Genomic DNA, 18,146 nt, shown 5'->3' with positions numbered 1-18,146 from the left:
CGTTTTCCCAGGCGGTGGCGAGCAGGTCGGCCTCGTGCTGGGGCAGGCGAGTGCGGCGGTCGTGCCGGGCCGGATCCAGGGCTCGGGCGTTGTCCGTGCGGTCTTCGAAGACGGCCATCCAGAGGGCGGTGCGGCCTCGATTTTCCGCGTCGACGTCATCGACGCGCATGGCCAGCTCGGCGACCACTTCAGGCGAGCCGCGATCAGCCGCGGCGTGCAGCGGCTTTTCGAAGACGGGCACGCCGGAGTTCGGATCGGCACCCGCGGCGAGCTCGGCGCGGACCAGGTCGAGATCTGTCCAGTTGTTGATGCCCCACCGTCTGACATCGTCGGTGGCAGCCACGGCACTCCTTGAGGGGCGTACGGGATATATCACCGCCGATCATGGCGTACGAGGCCGACAGATTCGGGCCGGTGCCGCGGTCGGTATACAGGGGAGTCCTTTGTCGATCATGGCCAGACCGGCCTGTGTACGGCTGGGCGGAGCCAGCGAAAAGTCAGCGGACCCGCTGACACGGGAGGATTGTCGAGGGCACCAGGCGCCACTCTCACGGCACCCGTTGACATGCCCAGACCGAAACCACCTGCTGTAAGGGGCGACGGTCGCCCATCGTGACCTGTGACAACGCTTCAATTGGCAGCCCATGACACGAACCCGGACGCCGGGCCGGGAACGTGACCAGATCGACCAGGCCGTGGCCACCGTCCGGTGTGCCGCACTGTGATGCTCGGCATGCCGCGCGTCCGCCGGCCCCTTCCCGATGTCCGCCCGGAGCGCTCCGCATGACCAACACCTCGGGGATGCGATGACTTCGAACGATTTCGAGGTTAGGGCGCTCTTGGACAGCCGGAGTCGATGCCTTCTTACATTTACATACGTGATGTATGTATGTATTATCCTGGCGTCATCACTCCAGAAGGGGGCGCTCATGCGAGCGATACGACAGTCGGTGTGGGGAGAAACCGCGGTCATGGCGCTGGTCGAGGTGGCGGTGCCGGAGCCGGTGTTCGGTGAGGTGCTGGTCAAGGTCGCCGCGGCCGGGGTCAATCCGGTCGACGTGTACACGCGCCGGGGGCAGGCGTACAACCGGGTGCTCGACCTGCCGTTCATCAACGGCTGGGACATCGCCGGGGAGGTGGTGCGGACCGGCTACGGCACGACCCGGTTTCAGCCCGGCGACCTGGTGTTCGGGATGCCGTGGTTCCCGCGCGCGGCGGGCGGCTATGCCGAGTACGTCACTGCCCCCGCCCGCCACTTCGCCCGGATGCCGGAGGGATTGAGCTTTACCGAGGCGGCGGCGCTGCCGCTGGCCGGCCTGACGGCGTGGCAGATGCTCACCGAGGTCGCCGCCCTCGCCCCGGGACAGCGAGTCCTCGTGGCGGGTGCGGCCGGCGGCGTGGGGCACCTGGCGGTCCAAATCGCCAAGGCTCGCGGTGCTCATGTGACCAGCACCGCCAGCGCCGCCAAACACGCCTTCGTCCGCGGACTGGGCGCGGACGAAGTGATCGACTACACCACGACGGAGGTGTCCGTTGCGGCGCGTGACATGGACGTCGTCATCCAGATGTTCGGCGGCGAAGCCGGGCTCAAGGCGCTGGAATGCCTGCGCCCCGGCGGTGTCCTGGTCAGCGGGCAGGCGGCCTGGACCCCTGGGCTGCACGAGCGCGCCGGCGAACTCGGTGTGCGCGCCGTGGCCTACCTCGTCGACCCCGACTGCGCGGGGCTGGAAGCGCTGGCCGACCTCGTCACAAAGGGGCGGCTCAAGGTGCACGTCGAAGCGGTGTTCCCGCTGGCGGAGGCGGCCAGGGCGCACGAGCTCGTCGGCGGCGGCCGGACCACCGGCAAGGTCGTGCTCGCCGTCGGCGAGTCAGCGTGAGAACGGAGTCAGTGTGAGAACGGAGTCAGCGTGAAACAGGGGCAGCGTGAAACAGAGTCGGCGTCGAACGAGGAGGCGGGAATGCCGGAGAAACACACCACACCGGCCACACCGGCTGACGTCGTGCAGGCCTACGCGCGAGCGAAGAGCCGCGCCGACGTCCGGGCGGCGCTGCGGTACTGCCGCCCGGACGTCGTCTTCGAGACGATCCCCTTCCAGGCCGTCGCGACCGGCCTGGACGAGGTCGCCCGGCAGAACACCGCGTTCCTGCGCACCTTCCCCGACTACGGCGTGGAACTGGAGTATCTGGTCGAGGCCGGTGATCTGGTCGTCGGCGCCGGGACGGTGCGGGCCACCATGGTGGAGAGCCTGGTGGGGATCGAGCCCACGGGCCAGTCCTTCGCTCTGCCGTTCGCCTGCCACTGGACCGTGCGGGACGGGCTGATCACCCACGAGCGGTTCTTCTTCGACTTCCATCAGATGTGCGAGCAACTCGGATTGTCCACCGAGGCCGCGGCGGCGAAGTTCGCGGCCTGGCGAGAGCGTGCGGAAGGGGCGGCGCGATGACAGCATACGTGCTGGTTCACGGGGCCTGGCACGGCGGCTGGTGCTGGCGGCACGTGGCCGCGCGGTTGTGGGAGGCCGGGCACGAGGTACACCGCCGACGCTGACCGGCCTCGGCGAGCGGGCTCACCTGACCGGCCCTGAGATCGGGCTGCGGACGCACGTGGACGACCTCCTCGGCCTGCTCAGGTACGAGGACCTCCGGGACGTCGTGCTCGTCGGCCACAGCTACGCCGGCCTCGTCGTGCGTGAGGCCGGCGACCGCATACCGGAACGGGTCTCCCGCATCACGATGGTCGACGCCTGGGCGGGCAGGGACGGGGAGTCGCTGGACGACCTGGCTCCCGGCTTCTTCCGCGGCTGGATTGAATCGGCCACCGTGGACGGCCTGATCCCGCCCTCCTCTGCGGCTTCCGTCGACGTCACGGAACCGGACCAGGTGGCATGGCTGGAATCCAAGCTGACGTCCCAGCCGCGGCGAACGTTCTCCGAACCGACCCGGTTGTCCGGAGCGGTCGACGCGATCTCGTGCCGCGCGGTGCTCTGTACTCCCGGCGGCCCCATGCCGTTCCCGCAGCTGGCCGAGAGGAGCGACTGGGCGGTCACGGTCCTGGACGTCGGCCACGACGCCATGGTTACCGCGCCCGGGGCACTGACGGACATCCTGCTACAGGACGTATACGCCTCCTGACCAGCACTCCGGACACGAGAGACGTGAAGCACGCGCTTCGAGCGGCCGTCGACATCGGCGCACCGCCCGAGCGGGTCTGGAGCGTGCTCTTCGACCTCGGTCGCCGTTACGTCACTACCGGGGCACCGAGTCTGAAGAGGCGGTGCGAGATCCGCCGCTGAGACCCAAGAAAGGTGGCCCATGGCCGAAGTGAGGATCGGCTACCTGCTGCCGACCCGCGACCAGGTCGTCCGCGGCGACGATGACCTGTCCAGGCTGATAGAACAGGCCCGGCACGCCGAGGCCCTCGGGTTCGATTCCGTCTGGGCCGGAGACAGCCCCCTGACCCGGCCTCGTGCCGATCCCCTGTTACTGCTGTCCGCCGTGGCCGTCGCCGACCCGCGGCTCACGCTCGGCACCGCGATGCTGCTGCCCACGCTCCGGCATCCGATCCTGGTGGCGCACCAGCTCGCCACGCTGGACCGGCTCACCGGCGGACGTCTGATCGTCGGCATGGGAGCCGGCTTTCCCACCGCCGGTACCGAGGCGCAGTTCGATGCGATCGGCGTACCTTTCCGCAGCCGCTTCAGCCGGCTGGAGGAATCGATCGAGGCGATGCGGCGGTTGTGGAACGGCAAGGATGTCTCGTTCACCGGCCGGCACTTCGACTTCCGTGGGGTCACCCTGGCGCCCGCCCCGACCCGCCCGGAAGGCCCGCCGATCTGACTGGCGGGAGGCGGCGAACTCTCGCTTCAGCGGGTGGCCCGCCTGGGCGACGGCTGATTGCCATACCCTCCCAACGTGGTGGACTACGCCCGCGAGCGAGCGGCCGTTCACCGGCTGGCGACCCGCCCGGTCACCACCGCCCTGTACGCGACGCTGTGTCTGAACGACGACCCGCGGCACGCGCGCCGGCTCCTGCGCGAGAGCATCGAGCGCTACTGCAACGCCCCGCTGGAGAAGGTGGAGAAGATCCAGGCCCTGTTCGCCGGTCGGCCCGTGGACGCGGCCGTCTGGCTGAATGCCTACATCGGGGCAGGGGCCCGGCACCTGGTCATCCGCCTGGCCGCCGACGACCACCACGCGGCCCTGGACGAGTTCGCCGCCCGGGTCCTGCCCCTGCTCGACGTGTGAGCACACCGGTGACACCTGCGCCGCTTATGTTCTTCTATCCTCGGGTTCAGGCAGGAGGGATACGCGGATGGCAACGAACACGAGTGCGCGCCGGAGCCAGCAGGAACGCACCAGGGCGACCACGGGCGCCTTGGTCGCGGCGGCGCGTGAGCTGTTCATCAGCGACGGTTTCTCCGCAACCTCACTGGATGCGATCTGCGCCAGGGCCGGTGTGACACGCGGCGCGTTCTACCACCACTTCAGCAACAAGGAGCAGATCTTCCGCGAGGTCTACGCCGCCGACCAGAAGGAACTCGCCGTGGTCGTCCGGCAGGCGTTCCAGGCCCAACAGGACCCGTGGGACGGGATGTCCGCAGGCTGCCGGGCCCTACTGGAGGCCTCGCTGGAACCCGCCGTCCGCCAGATCACCCTGGTCGAGGCGCCAGGCGCGCTCGACTGGGCCGCCATGCGCGACGTCCAGGCCGGATGCAAAGAGCAGATGCGGCGCGGGCTGGCCATCGCGGTCGAGGCCGGGTGCATCCCCGACCGGCCGCTGGACCCGGTCACCTCGCTGCTGTACGGCGGGATCTGCGAGAGCGCCCTGGACATCGCGCGCGCCACGGACCAGCGGGCCGCGCTGGAGGATTCGCTGACGGAACTCGACCTGGTGCTCGCTGGCGTCGCCGGCCGTTCCGCCCCGGGCTGCGCGCACAAGGATCAAGTCGCGTCTTGACCTTGGGCCTCGCCCTGCATATGTGATCTTGAAGGAGGTGCCGGCGGTGGGGTGCTACGAGGATTCCGGACAGGCGGCTCGGCTCTGCAAAGCAGGCGAGCTCAGCCGCCTCTGCGGCCGGTTCGCAGGTTCCGCTCAGATGACGCGCACGCCCGAGACCAGGAGCGCGTACCGCTCATAGATCGCCAAAGAACACACGCTCACGTGCCTGGCCGACCCCGACCAGTACAGCCCCGCGCAGCACAGGCCAGTCCAGAACCGTGCTTGCCTCCACCCGAGGCCGGGCCAGACACATGTCGGTGACAGCCTGCTGAACACGACCGGCCGGTTCGTCACCCCCAGCAGAACCAACATGACTTCCCAGCACGACAAGCTCAGGATCGAGAACGGTGCAGATAGAAGCGACCCCCAAAGCGATCCGCCGTTCATTGGACACTCCCCTGCGTAGCGAGGATCCTTTGCCTCTTCTGTTCTCGCCGACGAGCGGCACCGGCTGATCCCGGGAAACGATCTATCCCGTTCCGGGAAGCGATCTTTAAGCGCCCGCTCCGTCCCAGGTCAGACCTACTCGTGAACACCCCACCAGGAGCCGTCCTTGAGTTAGCTCGAGAACGGCTGACGAGATCCCGTCCGATCGCTTGATCAGGCGGGATCTCATCGTTTCCGAGGTCCTGTGCCCGCTGGGCGGGCTGGTTTCAGCTCGTGCGGTGGTCCTGGCGGAGGGGAACCGGGATACGTCAAAACCGGGCGCGGTTCAGAACCGGGTGTGTCCAGTTGATCGGGTACCCCCGCCGTCGGCGCTCACAGCCAGTCGTGTTCACGCGCGTACCGCGCCGCTTCGTGCCGGGTCCGGGTCTGGGTCTTCTGCATCGCGTTCGAGAGGTAGTTGCGCACCGTGCCTTCCGCCAGGTGGAGCCGGGTAGCGATGTCGGCGGCCGAGTAGCCTTCGCCGGTCGCTCGCAGCACGTCGAGCTCGCGGTCGGTGAGCGGGCAGTCGTCGACGACGGCGAGGGCGGAGACATCGGGGTCGATCCATCGCCTGCCCTCGTGCAGAGCCGCGATGACCGAGACGATGTGCGCCGGTTCCGCGGACTTGCTGACGAAGCCCTGGACACCGAGCTTCAGCGCCTTGCGCAGCACCCCGGGCCTGGCATGGCGGGTCAGCATGAGGATCACCTGCTCCGGCCGCACCCGGCGGATCTCCGCCACGGCATCGAGGCCGTCCATACCGGGCATCTCCAGGTCGATGACGAGCACGTCGGGCTGGTGCCGCAGCGTGGCCTGGACGGCGGCCTCCCCGTCTTCCGCTTCGGCGAGCACGGTGATCTCGCCCTCAAGGGGGAGCAGCGCCGCCAGCGCTTTGCGCAGGAGTGCCTCGTCGTCGGCGAGTACCACGGTGGTCATCAGTCGTCCTTCCCCACTTCAGTGGGCCGCGTCCGAGCGACCGTGCGGGAATGCCGCGGCCGTGAGGAAACGCCCGTCCTGCTGCTCCACCGTCAGCTCGCCCCCGTTGCCCGCCACTCGTTCCCTGAGCGTGGCGAGCCCCCGCAGTTCGGGCAGCGGAGCCTCCCGTGCGCCGTCGTTGACGATGGCGATGCCCGACTCCGACAGGGTGATGCGCACCTGCCCGGCCTGCGCGTGCCGCAGGATGTTGGTCGTCGTCTCTCGCAGGACCTGGCCGAGCAGCTCGCCCACGTGCGCGTCGACCTCGGCCTCACGGTCGACGCGTACGCGGATGCCCGCGGCCTCGAAGAGGTTCTTCGCGTTCTCCAGCTCCGCGGACAGGTTGAGCCGCCGTTGCGCGTAGGCGAGCTCCTTGGTCTGGTTGATGGTGTCGCTGACCAGGGTGTGCACCTCGCGCAGTTCCTGCTCCACCCGTTCGGCGTCGCTGTGCAGCAGCCTCTGGGCCAGCGTGATCTTCAGCTTCACCACGTGCAGCGTGTGGCCCTGGATATCGTGCAGATCGCTGGCGAAACGCATGCGCTCTCGGATGACGGCCAGCTCGGCTTCGCGTTCTCGTGCCTCCTCCAGCTCCGTCACGAGGCCGTAGAACCTCTGGTTGGGGAACATGAGGCCGGTCAGCACCGCGGTGACGCCCGTGGGGACGATGACGTACGCGATCAGCACGCCGGAGAGATGTTCCTCTGTCACCAACAGCCGCGCCGCGCCTGTCGCGGCGACGTAGGCGGTCACCCCCAGCGCCGCCCATCCTCGGTGGCGCGGCAGCTGGGGGATGGTCAGGGGGCCCACGATCGAGATGCCGTAGAACGCCGTGTCATTGCCCGTCACCAGCACGCCGAGGGCCCATACGGCCGCGGTGACGGTCAGACAGGGGAGTGCGACACGGGAGATGTCGCGCGCCGCCCACCATACGAAGGCCACCAGGGCCGCGACCACGCCCAGAGCCAGGACCACGGCCTGCCACCAGGTCCGGGCGTCCGTCGCCACCAGCAGCGCCCCCACGGTGGCGAGCACCGGGAGGAACATGATGAGGTTGAGTCTGCGTAGCCGTCCCCGCGTCTCGGTGTGCCCGGACCTCGGGCGCGCCCCCGCCCGAGCAGGCCTCGTCGGTCCTCGCCCGGCCGGGGAGTCGTCAGGCCGGGCGGCGGGAGCACCGGGGCGCTCGCCACGGTGAGGGCCGCGGTCCACATCGGTCACCGGCTGTGCTCCGGTCGCGGCTCCACGCCGCCGGGCAGGAGACCGTCACCGGGGTGGCGGAGGAACGCCGCGCAGGCCGCGAGGCGGACGGGCTTGTTGATCGTCGGCGGAGTGCGCGGGGCTTTGGTGTCCATGGGTGGCTCTCCGGGATCGAACAGCAGAGTTTTTCCAGTATTCTTCCGATTTCGTGGCGGCGTCAGTGACGCTACGTCATGTTTTTCCGCAAGAAATGTCATGGCGAGGTCATGACGTGGTCGCACTGCCCGGTGAACACGGCGACTGCTGAGATCGACGGCATGTCCTCGACACCGGTTATCGACGTTGAACGTCTGAACCTCACCTACGGCGACTTCCACGCCGTGAAAGACCTGTCCTTCCAGGTGGAGCGCGGGGAGCTCTACGCGCTGCTCGGCACGAACGGGGCGGGTAAGACCTCGACCCTGGAGACCGTCGAAGGCCACCGCACCGCCGCCTCGGGCACCGTGCGGGTCTTCGGGAAGAGCCCGCGCGACCGGCGCGCCGTGCGACCCAGGATGGGCATCATGCTGCAGGAGAGCGGATTCTCGCCGGACCTGACGGTGAGGGAGTCGGTCCGGCTGATCGGAAAACTCACCCAGCGCACCGACCAGGTCGAACGCGTGCTCGGCATCGTCGACCTCACCCGCAAGGCCACCACCAAGGTGTCCCAGCTCTCCGGCGGTGAGAAACGGCGCCTGGACTTCGCCACCGCCGTGTACGGAGCGCCCGAGCTGATCTTCCTGGACGAGCCCACCACCGGTTTGGACATCCAGTCCCGAGACGATCTGTGGGGCGCCGTGGACAGGCTGCGCGAAGACGGCTCCACCGTCGTGCTCACCACGCACTACCTGGAAGAGGCGCAGCAACGCGCCGACCGCATCGGCCTCATGCACAAGGGCGCCCTCTACCGGGAGGGGACCGTCTCCGAGCTGACGCGGATGTTGCCGGCCGCCATCCGCTTCTTTCTCGCGGACCCCGTCCCCGCGCTACCGCTGCGGGCCACGCGCGAGGGTGGCGGGAAGGTCCTCATCGAGACCTTCGACCTGCAAAAGGACCTGTTCACCTTGCTTCGCTGGGCGCAGGACCAGGCGGTGGAGCTGCGGGAACTCCAAGCCGGACCGACCCGGCTCGACGACGTCTTCCGCGCCCTGAGCAGTGACTAGACCCGCTCCCGGAACCCTCCCCAGGACACTCCCAATAAAAAAGGACCTTCGCCATGTTCCCGATCGCTCTCAGTGAGCTGGTCCAGATCTTCCGGAACCGGCTGGTTCTGGTCACCAGCCTCGTCATGCCCGCGGCGGTCAGCGCGGTCTTCATCTACCAGCACGAAGGCTTCGCGGCCCTGGGCAGCCTCGGATACATCGCGGCGGTGGTCATGTTCACCATCGGGGCGTTCGGGCTCTACGCCACCACAGTCACCACCCTGGCCTCACGCAGGCAGAACCTCTTCCTCAAGCGGCTGCGCTCCACCGCGGCCGGCGACGCCGCCATCCTGGCAGGGCTGCTTCTCCCGATCACCGTCATCTCGCTGGTCCAGGTGGCCGTGATCATGACGGTGCTCGCCGTGGTCACCGGCGAGCCGGACAACGTCCTCCTCCTGGCGGCGGCCGTCCTCTCAATGGTGATCATGATGCTCGGCCTGGGGCTGGCCACCGCGGGAGTGACGAACTCCCCCGAGCACGCCCAGGTGACCACGCTGCCCATCAGCCTCGGCGCCGTCGCCGTCGTCAGCTGGGTGGGGATCTCCGGCACCGAGGAGCTCACCCTGCTCAAACGACTGCTTCCGGGCGGCTCGGCCACCGAACTGGTCCTCAACGCCTGGAACGGCGGCGCCTCTCTCGCGGACTCCCTGATCCTCCTGGCGCCCACACTGAGCTGGGTCATTGTCGCCGTCGCGCTGGCCTCCCGGATCTTCCGCTGGGAGCCGCGCCGATGACGACACCCGGCGTCGGGCGTCCATGGGCGTGGATGACGCAACCAACCGGGTGAGTGCTGTGGCGGCACGGCTCCTCCTTTGTGTTCGGACAAGCCCGGCCAGAAGCGAGACGACGCCGCGCGGGCTCCCACCGCGGCGATGGGCGTCCTGTGCAACCCCACCCGGCCTGACGGTCCTGAAACGCGTCGGCCACGCACCGACGGCGGGTCCGGAGACCGCCCGGTGCCCACTACCGGCCGGGCACACGTCTTCCTGGCCGTCCTCATCCCCATCGGCGAGGAGTTCCTCTTCCGCGGTGTCGTCACCAACGCCCTGCTGCGCCACGGGCCCGTTGTCGGCGTCCTGTCCGGCTCGGTGGTCTCCGGGGTCGCCGGAATTCTGCCGTCAGGCCGGCGTCGCATCGAATTTCGTCGCGTGGTGGGCAGCCCATTGGGCGTAGGTGAAGGCGGGGCGCCCGGTGACCTCCTCGACGGTCGGCAGCACCTCCGCGGTCATACCGTCCATCGAGGCAAGCATGTCGAGGAGAAAATCGACCGCCGGCGGGGGCGCTCCGTGGAGTAGCTGCTCCCTGAACTGTTCCCTGGGCTGCTCCTCGAACCGCAACGACCGCCCGATCGTCTCGCCGATGATCCTCACTCGGTCGATCTGGGTCAGCGACTGCGGTCCGGTGAGTACGTATGCCTTGCCGACATGCCGGTCGAGGAGGGCGCGGACGGCGACCGCGGCGATGTCGCGCGGGTCGACGGGGGCCGTCGCGGCCTGGCCGTAGGCTCCGCGTACAACCCCGCCGTCGGCGATCTGATGTGCCCAGGCGAGGTCGTTGCTCATGAACGCGTCGGGGCGCAGATAGGTCCACGGCAGCCCCGACGCGGCGACGGCCCTTTCGAGTTCCAGATGCCGCTCCCCGATCCATCCGGGCGTGGGGTATGCGACGGCCGATGAGGACAGCAGTACGACGTGCGACAGGCCGGCCTGCCGCGCCGCATCGAGGAACCCGTCGAGCGCGCCGAAGACGGGAAACAGGAATGCCCGATCGACACCGTTCAGCGCCTCCGGCAGTGTTTCCGGTCGGGTGAGGTCGCCGGGAAGGATCTCGACCTCGTCCGGAAGCGCACGGGTACGGGGATCACGGGTGATGACCCGTACCCTCTCGCCCGCGTCGAGCAGTTGGCGGACGATATTGGCGCCGACATTTCCGGTGGCGCCGGTTACCAGAATCATTGGTTGCGGTCTCTTTCTTTCCGAGGGGTGTGCTTCTTGGGGCCGATGATCAGGAACACGGCGATGGCGGCGAGGCAGAGGAGCCCGGCGGCGGCCACGCCGGCGAGGTTGTAGCCGTGGACGGTGGCCCGTGCGGTGAGGTCCGCGGTTCCCGGATGGGTCTGGAGGAAGCCGGTGGCGGCCGATCCGGCGATGCTGCCGAGCAGCGCGACTCCCAGTGAGGAACCGATCTGCATCGAGGTCATCACGGTGGCCCCGGCGACTCCGGCGTCCGGTCCGGCGTCGAGGGTGGCGGTGCTGTTGGCGGGGACCAGCACCCAGGCGTTGCCGAGTCCGAGGAGGACGACGATGGGCAGCAGGTGCGTCGCGTAGCCGCTGTCGGGACCCAGCAGGCCGAGCAGCGCGAGTCCTCCGGCCGTCGCGACCAGTCCGGGGCTCAGCAGGAGCCTTACGGGGGCGCCGATGACGAACCTACGGGCGAGGCGTACGCCCAGGACGATGGCGACGGTGTAAGGCAGGAAGGCAAGCCCGGCCTTGAGCGGGGAGTATTCCAGGACGCTCTGCAGATAGAAGGTGAGGAAGAAGAATCCGGCGAAGTTGCCGACGGCCATGCACAGGACGGCCAGGTAGGCGCCGCCGCGCCGGCGGTGCAGGACGACGCGGAGCGGCAGCAGCGCATGGGCGGTGCGGTTCTGGGACCAGGCGAACAGGGCCAGGAGGATGAGCCCCGCCGCGAGGCCGGTCAGCGTCGAGCCCGCGGTCCAGCCGTCGGATTCCGCCTGGCTGAGCCCGAAGACCAGTGCCATGAGGCCTGCCGTGGCGAGGATCGCGCCGGTGACGTCCACCCGGGTGCCGTCATGATGGCGGGGCGTGGTGCGCACGGTGGCGGCGACACCGAACGCCGCGGCGGCCGCGATGGGCACGCTCACGAGCAGGCTCCAGCGCCAGCCCGCGTAGTCGGTGAGCAGCCCGCCGAGGACCAGACCGACACCGGAACTGCTTCCCATGACCGTGCCGTAGATCCCGAACGCCTTGCCACGCTCGTCAGGTGTGGTGAAGGTGGTGCCGATCAGGGCGAGGACGGAGGGCGTGAACAGCGCCCCGAACACGCCCTGCAACGCTCGGGACGTGAGGATCATGGCCGGGTCGACCGCCATCCCGCCCAGGATCGAGGCGATCGCGAACCCGGACAGCCCGATCAGCAGGCACCGTTTGCGGCCGATCAGGTCCGACAGCCGGCCGCCGAGCAGCAGCAGCCCGCCGTAGCCGAGGGCGAAGATGGTGATCACCCACTGCCGTTGCGGGCCGGTCAGACCCAGCTCCTGCTGAACGGTCGGCAGCGCGATGTTCATGATGGTGGCGTCTGCCGCGATCATGAGCTGCCCGGCGGCCACCGCTACCAGCGCCCACCAGCGCCGATCCGCTGGGGGCGTCGGTGCCGTCGCCGCGGTGTCGGCCGAACCCATCTGACTGCGCATGTCGGTCACCGCAGGTCGCGGAAGAACGTCCGTACGTCGTCGATGAAAAGTCCGGGCACCTCCATCGCGGCGAAGTGACCGCCGCGGTCGAACTCGGTCCAGTGCGTGATCGTGTACGTCCGCTCGGCGAGGGGGCGTACGGCGAGGGTGATGTCATGCGGGAGGACGGCCACGCCTATGGGAGGCGGGCAGGGCAAGGGTCCGCCGGGCGTGCTTTCGCGGGTGAGTCGCGCCGAGGAGCCCGCGGTGCCGGTGAGCCAGTAGAGCGTGACATTGGTGAGGATGCGGTCGATGCTGATCTCGGATCGTGGATCGACCCATTCGGTGAACTTCTCGGCGATCCAGGCCAGCTGCCCGATCGGTGAGTCGGTCAGCGCGTACGCCAGAGTCTGCGGCCGGGTCGCCTGCAGCACCATGTATCCGGGTCGCTGGGCGAGGAACTGCTTGATCCGCGCCAGCCGGGCGCGGTCCTGCTCGGACAGGCTGTCTTCCTCGCCGTCCGGGGGCGGAGGTGTGGGCAGGTAGTTGACGTGTACGCCGATGACGTGGTCGGGGGCGACGGCTCCCAACGCGCGAGAGACTCCCGATCCCCAGTCGCCGCCCTGAGCGCCGTACCGGTCGTAGCCGAGCCGGTGCATCAGCTCGGCCCAGGCCCGGGCGACGCGGGACACGTCCCAGCCGCGTTCCCGCGTCGGACCGGAAAAGCCGAATCCGGGGATCGACGGGATCACGAGGTGGAACTGCTCGGACAGCGGGCCGATCACATCGAGGAACTCCACGATCGAGCCGGGCCAGCCGTGCGTGAGGACGAGCGGGAGCGCGTCCGGATCGGCGGACCGTACGTGCAGGAAGTGGATGTTCTGCCCGTCGATCTCGGTGGTGAACTGCGGGTACCGGTTCAGCTCGGCCTCGTGCTCGCGCCAGTCGTACGCCGTGCGCCAGTGCTCGGCCAGTTCCTTCACCCGCGCCAGCGGGATGCCGTAGTCCCACTGGGCGTCAGGCAGTTCGTCAGGCCAGCGGGTACGAGCCAGCCGGTCGGTCAGGTCGTCCAGGTCGGCCTGAGGGATGTCGATACGGAAGGGCTTGATCATGGTCATCTCCTTCGCCCTGAGGACGACGACGTTAACCCGCACTCTTCCAACCGTCAACTTATCAACTATCAGTGAATTGCTATATCAACTTCCTGACCATAGACTCGCTCGGGGAGGTGGGACCTGTGCCCGATCAGTGGGAAGGCCGCGTGGACGAGGAGTCCGGGCCGCTGCACGAGACCATCGGTCACCTGCTGCGCCGGGTCTTCACCGGCATCACGGCCGAGGCCATGCGGGACGGGGCGCAGTCACGTGACTTCGTGGTGCTCGACATCCTGGCCGACGAGGACGCTCCCTCGCAGCAGGACCTCGCGCACCGCCTCGGAATCAACCGGACGATCATGGTCAAGCTGCTCGACCGGCTCCAGCAGGCCGGCTACGTCACGCGGACCCGCAACCCGGCCAACCGTCGCACCTACGTCCTGTCGGTGACCGACGAGGGCCGTGCCGCCCTGAAAGACATGCGCCAGGCCGTCGCCGACCGCGACGCCCAGCTCACCGCCCCGCTCACCCCTCCGGAACGGCATCGCCTCATCGAGCTGATCGGCAGGCTGGTCGCCAACGACGAGCAGTCCACCATCTCGAGCGCCGAACACCTCATCGCCCAGGCTCACTACCGTCTGCGCCGGCTCGGTGACCACCGACTGGAGGACTACGGCCTGCGCACCCGTCATTTCGGCCTGCTGCCCGCCCTGGAGCTGTTGGGTCCCTGCCCCCAGCAGCAACTAGCCCGGTATCTGCACCTCACCGAACCGGCCACCGCATCGCTGGTCGAGGAGCTCGTCCAGGCTGGGCTTGTGCTCCGCGGCCAGGACCCACACGACCGCCGTCGTTACGCCCTGGAACTCACCGATCTCGGCCGCGCCCGCATCCCCGCGGTCCGCGACGCGATGCGCGGCGTCGAGCACGACATCGAGGAGATCCTCGGCCCCGAAGGCACCCGGGACCTCCGCACCCTGCTCACCACACTCCTGCCGTAGGCCAGGTGGATGGGCCCCGTCACGTTTCCAGCAGTGTCGTTTTCGGGCCTATGGGGCCGCTGGCCGGCCGGGAGGCATCGGATCAACCGAGCTCCACGTCGTGCACCAGGATTGCGGCCGGCACCCTGTTGGTCAGGCCCAGCTTGGCGAGCTGCTTGGCGCCGAGCCGGACAAGGCCGTACTGATCGAAGCCTCCGACTTCGACATGGAAGCCGCAGCTAACGCGGGAGCCCGCGGCACCGCCTACGCCAACGAGCCGGGAAAGGTGGAGAGCCTCGTCCGGGCCGGAGCCGATGCGGTGATCGACAATATGGCAGATCTCGCAACAGCGATCAGGACCGACGCTCAGTGACCTGTCCGGCCCTCTGAAGACGATGGATGCTCCGCCGTTTGGCGCGTCTCCACAACCCTCGGGTAGGTGATTCGGATCTACGGGTTCACTTGTGCGGAAGGAGCAACGTCCACCAGGGCTTGGGCCTTCCGCCTGCGGCTTTCGATCACGATTGTTCCTACGAACATGTCATGGAGACATTGGCGACGCTTGTCAAAGCACAGCCGGACCATATCGACCAGATTTGCCAGAGGCCCGATGAGTGGGAGCAGCGGAGCTCCGGAGTAGATGAGGCCTCGGAGCGCCGCTTTACCGTAGGTCGGCGGCCGGCCCGAAGACAACGATATGACTCTGATCCCAAGTGCCAGCTTGCCCAACGTCCACCCCCAGCGTGCATGGCAGATCGTAAAGTACAAAACGCCCACGATGGTCTCAAATCCGATGAGTGCCCATAGGGCGGGAGCGGTACCCCAGGGATTGACAAGCGAGGAATCATCGACAATGTCGAAGTGTTCGGTGAAGAAAATATCGGCAATGGTGAGAGGGGCAAAGACGACTAAAGAGTCGATGAGGCTGGCCAGCAATCTCCGGACGGGGGATGCCACGGGAAAGTCGAGCGTGGGGGGCTTAATCACGGGCTTAAGTGTGCCATAAGGGATGGGCAGTAATAAAAAGAGAGAGCGTATGGTTCATCGTGACTTGGCATAGTGGCCTGAGCTTGCGAGACCCCATTTGTGAGGAGCGCACCGGGGCTGGGGTCGGGTGTCTGGTCCCATGAGATGCCTGAGTCAGCAAAAAGTCAGCGCACCCACTGGCACGGGAGCGCAGCCGTGATCAACGGATGTCATCATCAAGGCGCGTGACGGCATCCGGCCATCAGGCCGGTTGCGTCTACCAGGGTTCGCATCGAAGGTGGGAGGGCCGTCGCCGGCGCTGTGGTGCGAAGCGATAGCGGCTCGCGAAAGCTCGGCACTCGCCGCAGCTTGATCAACTTCCGGGTGGCTCGCTAAGGTTGGGCGCTTTGACCGCTCCGCCCCCCGAGAGATGGCCATGCGTCGCTACCGTTTCGGCAGGATCGCCGCCCTGATCGCGCTCGGCTACCTCGCCGCGGTCGCCGTGCTGAGCGCCTTCGCGCTGACCGGCGACGGGGGAGACCTCCTCTGGAAGGTCGTCACCCGCGATATCGGCATGGGCCGGTTCTCGGGCCCCGACAGAGACACTTTCACCGTCCCGTGGGGGCTGACGCTCGTCCTGATCCTCATCGGGACGCTCCAGGCGTGGGCCCTGTGGCAGGTGCTGCGCGGGCGCGTGCGCGGCGAGCTGACGCACCGGGGCAGGAAGGTCGGCCTGCTGCGGCTCGCCCTGTACGTCGGCGTCGGCCACGGCCTGATCAGCATCGTCAGCATCCCGCTGATCTTCGCACTGGAGATTTACTGGGTCTGGTCAGTGACGGGGATCGCCTTCGGTTTTGTGCGGCTGGCCATCGTCTGGCTGTTCTTCCTGGTGCTCCGTGACATCGTCTCCCGCAAGCTGCGGCTGTTCTCACTCGTCGTCGGGATCATCGCCTGCGTGAGCGGTATCGGCCAGGACATCACGGACGTCCTCAACCTGGACTCCGTCGCGTGGATCTTCACCCTTGCCGGATGGTACGGCTATGTCTGGCTGGCGTGGTCAGTGTCGATCCTGATCGCCCAGGCCAGGGATCCCCGCTGGAGCGCGGCGACCGTCCGGATAGGCGTCGTCTCGCAGGTGGTGTCCGTTCTCCGGCCCAGCGGAGTCATCTCCTTCGTCGGCGCCGGGTTCTCCCACATCATCACGGTCTATACACTCATCGGCGCTGCCAGCGTCTTCGGGCTGGTGTGGGACGCCAGGACCGCCCACGAGCTGGCGAACCCCCTTCCGCAGCCGGTCCCAAGGCAGGCGCCGGCGCGGTCGGCGGCCAGGTGGTGGCCCCTGCCCGCCGTGGCGATCGTGCTCCCGCTGATCCCCGCCGCCGTCAACCTCGCGCACGGCCTGTACCTCTGGATCGGCCCCAGAGGCGCGATCGAGCAGTTCGTCCGCGTGTACGGGGGCGGCGGGAATGTTCTGACATGGTTCGTCCTGGACGTCTTCGTCGGCGTCGGCGGTCCCGCGCTGCTGATACTGGCCGCCCTCCTGCGCCGGACCCGCCGCGTTGTGCGGTTCACGACACTGACGCTGACGGTCGCCGCGACCGTGGGGTTCGTCAGCGCGCTCACGACGACGCCGGTGCCGGAGGAGTTCGGCGACTTCTTCTACGAAGGCGCGCAGATCTACCGGGAGGGGCTGTTCGCTCAGAGCAGGGACGGTGAGATCTTCTTCGGCATCTCACCGCTGTGGTACAGCGCGGCCTTGCTCGCCTCCGCCCTGCTCCTGATGTTCCTGTACCCGGCCGCTCCCGCCCAGCGCGTACGCCACCACGTGCTGCCGGCCGGGCTCGCCACACTGGTCGCGCTCGGGTTCGTGCCCGTGGCGGACCAGGCCCGCAGCCCGGTCACCGCGGCCGAGGACTGCAACCCACGCCAGACGTGGAGGGGCGAGCCCGAGAAACCCAAGCTCACCCGGGACCAGCGATTCGTGTGCTCCCTCCGGGAGGGAGACCTGGTCAAGTTCGCCGCCACCACGCCCGACGCCGTGGTCCTCGCCCGCGCCCACTGGCTGTGCGGTATCTACACCCGCAACGACCCCCAGGAGGTCGCCCGCCTTCGGGCGACGGAGGGGCTGGAGCGCGACGCCCTGACCTACCCGCTCGCAGAGATCTGCCCCAGCGCCGGCACCGTGGTCAAGGCCGCGGCCGCTGAACAGGACCGGGAGGACCAGGAGTGGGAGGACGACGCGCAGCGCATGTGCGACTCGAGCCCGCGCCACCGTCCGCTCGTCAAACCGGCCAAGGCGATCCGCATGAAGGAACCTCAGTGGACGGACTACGGGGTCGTGGAGGCGTACGAGCCGACCGAGGACGGCGGGGACCCGTTCGAGGACGGCCTGCTGGAGCAGACTCAGGACGACGGCCTGGTGGCCGCCCTCCCCGGCCACCTGATGATCCTGACGCACTCCGACTACGACCTCTGCGTCACGCTGGAGACCTACACCCGCCGCCCACCGGTGGAGACCAAGGGCTGGGACCACGTCGCCGAGGTCGGCTACGAAAGTCCCACCGGCCAGATCGTGCTCAGAGACGATCTGGGGGGCGCCGAATTTCCCGACCTGGCACTCGACGGCCGTGCGGGTCACTACCGGATCCGCGTGCACTACGACTGGTTCAAGGGAAAGGGACTGCATGAGGGCGGCCAACGTCTGCTGATCATGGCGTTCCCCGGGAAGGGGGACAAGCCGGTCACGTACCGCAAGACACCCAAGCGGTGAGCACGTCTCAGGTCTGCCCCGGCTTGGCCACCCGCTTGCCGATCAGGCGGGTCAGGACGACAGCGAGCCCCTGCCCAGGAACACGAGCGTCC

At 68.3% G+C, this 18,146-nt stretch carries 19 protein-coding genes and 1 pseudogene; 12 read left to right on the top strand and 8 right to left on the bottom strand.

Annotated elements, in window-relative coordinates; translation table 11 throughout:
* Nucleotides 1-343: ankyrin repeat domain-containing protein (locus CHC08_RS43585; protein ID WP_143653616.1), on the bottom strand; the 343-nt coding region annotated here is incomplete at its 3' end.
* A 586-nt stretch (nucleotides 344-929) separates the two neighbouring features.
* On the opposite strand from CHC08_RS43585, the gene CHC08_RS43580 reads away from it, so the two are divergent.
* The 6 genes from CHC08_RS43580 (at nucleotide 930) to CHC08_RS43560 (ending at nucleotide 4,957) form a co-directional block, all read left to right on the top strand.
* On the top strand, nucleotides 930-1,877 hold the full coding sequence (locus CHC08_RS43580) for an NADP-dependent oxidoreductase (protein ID WP_089213257.1): 948 nt from the start codon (nucleotides 930-932) through the stop codon (nucleotides 1,875-1,877).
* An 81-nt stretch (nucleotides 1,878-1,958) separates the two neighbouring features.
* A complete protein-coding gene (locus CHC08_RS43575; RefSeq protein WP_089213256.1) occupies nucleotides 1,959-2,444 on the top strand; it encodes an ester cyclase in 486 nt (161 codons plus the stop codon).
* 40 nt (nucleotides 2,445-2,484) lie between these two features.
* The gene (locus CHC08_RS43570) at nucleotides 2,485-3,132 is read left to right on the top strand and encodes an alpha/beta fold hydrolase (RefSeq protein ID WP_218825775.1); all 648 of its coding nucleotides are present in this window, start codon (nucleotides 2,485-2,487) and stop codon (nucleotides 3,130-3,132) included.
* A 180-nt stretch (nucleotides 3,133-3,312) separates the two neighbouring features.
* Nucleotides 3,313-3,837, top strand: coding sequence for an LLM class flavin-dependent oxidoreductase (locus tag CHC08_RS51010; RefSeq protein ID WP_218825774.1), 525 nt, complete (start codon nucleotides 3,313-3,315; stop codon nucleotides 3,835-3,837).
* A 75-nt stretch (nucleotides 3,838-3,912) separates the two neighbouring features.
* Nucleotides 3,913-4,245, top strand: a complete 333-nt coding sequence (locus tag CHC08_RS51005; RefSeq protein WP_218825773.1) for a hypothetical protein — start codon at nucleotides 3,913-3,915, stop codon at nucleotides 4,243-4,245.
* 67 nt (nucleotides 4,246-4,312) lie between these two features.
* Complete coding sequence (locus CHC08_RS43560) at nucleotides 4,313-4,957, top strand: TetR/AcrR family transcriptional regulator (protein ID WP_089213255.1); 645 nt, start codon at nucleotides 4,313-4,315, stop codon at nucleotides 4,955-4,957.
* A gap of 801 nt (nucleotides 4,958-5,758) precedes the next feature.
* On the opposite strand, the gene CHC08_RS43550 is transcribed toward CHC08_RS43560, so the two are convergent.
* The 3 genes from CHC08_RS43550 to CHC08_RS50285 form a co-directional block, all read right to left on the bottom strand.
* Complete coding sequence (locus CHC08_RS43550) at nucleotides 5,759-6,361, bottom strand: response regulator transcription factor (protein WP_089213253.1); 603 nt, start codon at nucleotides 6,359-6,361, stop codon at nucleotides 5,759-5,761.
* 18 nt (nucleotides 6,362-6,379) lie between these two features.
* Entirely contained in the window at nucleotides 6,380-7,444 is a 1,065-nt protein-coding gene (locus CHC08_RS43545) for a sensor histidine kinase (protein WP_089213252.1), read from the bottom strand.
* Between the two features lie 167 nt (nucleotides 7,445-7,611).
* Nucleotides 7,612-7,749, bottom strand: coding sequence for a hypothetical protein (locus tag CHC08_RS50285; RefSeq protein WP_179282560.1), 138 nt, complete (start codon nucleotides 7,747-7,749; stop codon nucleotides 7,612-7,614).
* A gap of 162 nt (nucleotides 7,750-7,911) precedes the next feature.
* Here CHC08_RS50285 and CHC08_RS43540 point away from each other — a divergent pair, with 162 nt between their 5' ends.
* From CHC08_RS43540 to CHC08_RS52835, 3 genes and pseudogenes are all read left to right on the top strand, one after another.
* On the top strand, nucleotides 7,912-8,796 hold the full coding sequence (locus CHC08_RS43540; protein ID WP_089213261.1) for an ABC transporter ATP-binding protein: 885 nt from the start codon (nucleotides 7,912-7,914) through the stop codon (nucleotides 8,794-8,796).
* A 53-nt stretch (nucleotides 8,797-8,849) separates the two neighbouring features.
* A complete protein-coding gene (locus CHC08_RS43535) occupies nucleotides 8,850-9,569 on the top strand; it encodes an ABC transporter permease (protein ID WP_089213251.1) in 720 nt (239 codons plus the stop codon).
* Between the two features lie 138 nt (nucleotides 9,570-9,707).
* Nucleotides 9,708-9,929 (top strand): annotated as a pseudogene (locus CHC08_RS52835) (CPBP family glutamic-type intramembrane protease); the annotation flags it as partial.
* Between the two features lie 24 nt (nucleotides 9,930-9,953).
* Here CHC08_RS52835 and CHC08_RS43530 read toward each other — a convergent pair.
* The 3 genes from CHC08_RS43530 to CHC08_RS43520 are packed head-to-tail and all read right to left on the bottom strand — an operon-like array spanning nucleotide 9,954 to nucleotide 13,359.
* Nucleotides 9,954-10,790 (bottom strand): NAD(P)H-binding protein, encoded by an 837-nt coding sequence (locus CHC08_RS43530; protein WP_089213250.1) that lies wholly within the window; start codon nucleotides 10,788-10,790, stop codon nucleotides 9,954-9,956.
* Nucleotides 10,787-12,268, bottom strand: coding sequence for an MFS transporter (locus tag CHC08_RS43525; RefSeq protein WP_245878932.1), 1,482 nt, complete (start codon nucleotides 12,266-12,268; stop codon nucleotides 10,787-10,789). Before CHC08_RS43525 ends, CHC08_RS43530 begins: the two co-directional genes overlap by 4 nt.
* A gap of 5 nt (nucleotides 12,269-12,273) precedes the next feature.
* Nucleotides 12,274-13,359, bottom strand: coding sequence for an epoxide hydrolase family protein (locus CHC08_RS43520; RefSeq protein WP_089213260.1), 1,086 nt, complete (start codon nucleotides 13,357-13,359; stop codon nucleotides 12,274-12,276).
* Nucleotides 13,360-13,484: 125 nt separating this feature from the next.
* On the opposite strand from CHC08_RS43520, the gene CHC08_RS43515 reads away from it, so the two are divergent.
* On the top strand, nucleotides 13,485-14,339 hold the full coding sequence (locus CHC08_RS43515) for a MarR family winged helix-turn-helix transcriptional regulator (protein WP_245878931.1): 855 nt from the start codon (nucleotides 13,485-13,487) through the stop codon (nucleotides 14,337-14,339).
* A gap of 100 nt (nucleotides 14,340-14,439) precedes the next feature.
* Nucleotides 14,440-14,691: an HAD family hydrolase gene (locus tag CHC08_RS43510; RefSeq protein WP_089213247.1), complete on the top strand. Its 252-nt coding sequence runs from the start codon at nucleotides 14,440-14,442 to the stop codon at nucleotides 14,689-14,691.
* A 77-nt stretch (nucleotides 14,692-14,768) separates the two neighbouring features.
* On the opposite strand, the gene CHC08_RS43505 is transcribed toward CHC08_RS43510, so the two are convergent.
* Nucleotides 14,769-15,305 carry an RDD family protein gene (locus CHC08_RS43505; protein ID WP_179282559.1) on the bottom strand — a complete coding sequence of 179 codons (537 nt, stop codon included), beginning with the start codon at nucleotides 15,303-15,305 and terminating at the stop codon, nucleotides 14,769-14,771.
* 415 nt (nucleotides 15,306-15,720) lie between these two features.
* Here CHC08_RS43505 and CHC08_RS43500 point away from each other — a divergent pair, with 415 nt between their 5' ends.
* Entirely contained in the window at nucleotides 15,721-18,054 is a 2,334-nt protein-coding gene (locus tag CHC08_RS43500) for a hypothetical protein (protein ID WP_143653615.1), read from the top strand.
* The last annotated feature ends 92 nt before the right edge of the window (nucleotides 18,055-18,146 follow it).

The organism is Streptosporangium subroseum (genome assembly GCF_900188345.1).
Taxonomy (GTDB): Bacteria; Actinomycetota; Actinomycetes; order Streptosporangiales; family Streptosporangiaceae; genus Streptosporangium; species Streptosporangium subroseum.
Note: the sequence above shows the minus strand (reverse complement) of the source record. Positions and strands in the feature narration are given on the sequence as shown.